1 protein-coding gene and 1 pseudogene are annotated in these 1,093 nt (G+C 59.7%); both read right to left on the bottom strand.

Going from position 1 to position 1,093, the window contains the following annotated elements:
- Window positions 1–157: 157 nt before the first annotated feature.
- A pseudogene (locus ACK8OU_RS20245) lies at window positions 158–560 on the bottom strand (IS110 family transposase); the annotation flags it as partial.
- A 310-nt stretch (window positions 561–870) separates the two neighbouring features.
- On the bottom strand, window positions 871–1,093 hold a 223-nt coding region (locus ACK8OU_RS20240; protein ID WP_410305129.1), incomplete at its 5' end, for a hypothetical protein.

The raw sequence follows: 1,093 nt of genomic DNA, 5'->3' as shown, positions 1-1,093 counted from the left end.
TTTGCTGCAATTGCCGGGGTGAGACCTCCTTCTCTTATGTTCGTTTGCCGCTTTTCGCCTTAAGCTGCTTTCACTGAAGGTGCGTGTTCGTAGCATGTGCCGCCCGAGCATGGCCCACGATCCGCGCATTCTTGTTCGCCAGCGCGACAGCCGCGACGAGCCTGACCCGGTCAGCGACCAGGCGTCGGCGAATGCGATGAACGGCTTGGACCGCCAGCTGATCGGTCGATTTCGGCGGCACGAAACGCATCGAAGGCCGGCCGACCGCTTCGCAGATGGCTTCCGCATCATTCCGGTCATTTTGTTGGATTTCACATATGGCGTCACAAACTGAGGGCTGATCAGCCGCACCTCGTGACCGAAGTTGCTGAGCACTCTTGCCCAATAGTGCGCTCCGTTCGAGGCTTCCATCCCGACCAGACACGGTGGCAAATTGGCAAAGAAACGGGCCACCGCATCACGGCGCAACGTCTTTCGCACGACGACTTTCCCGTGGCTGTCGACGCCGTGAACCTCGAAGACGCATTTCGCAGAATCAAACCTATTCGAACGACCTGCATAACATCCTCCTTCGTTGCAGTTGACGCTCGAGATGCCACCTCGCCGCGAGGGCGCGGTACATACCATTGGCTCCCACTTGCAAGTGTTTTCTGCAGATATTTTTGATCGGATTGGTTGCGTCCATATGTAAGGCCTTTGTGTGTAGTCGCACACCTTCGCGCACCACAAAGGGGCAACATTGGACCCGGTCTGACGAGTGTCGGCCACGGACCGCTCATCGGCTCACCTCAGCCTCCGACCCCCGCATCCATTTTGCACAAACGTCCGTCTGGCTCATTCGGACCCACACGAGTTCCCGTGGAGGAGTCCTCAGCCGCGAGACTTGGCGATCAATAGCGCGTGTTCCCGGGCCTCATCGAGCGGACCAATCGGTCCTCCGATGACCGGTGGCGTCGCGGAAAGATTCACTGGCGACCCGATGAGCGGCCATCGCACGCCGTCTCGTTCACGCCACTGGATGAAACCTTGCGCCACGGTGTCGGGATCGTCGGCGACTTCGGCAACCGACCTGACGGCAGCGGCGCGCAGCCCC

It is taken from the genome of Pontitalea aquivivens (assembly GCF_046507575.1).
Classification (GTDB): domain Bacteria; phylum Pseudomonadota; class Alphaproteobacteria; order Rhodobacterales; family Rhodobacteraceae; genus Pontitalea; species Pontitalea aquivivens.
Note: the sequence above shows the minus strand (reverse complement) of the source record. Positions and strands in the feature narration are given on the sequence as shown.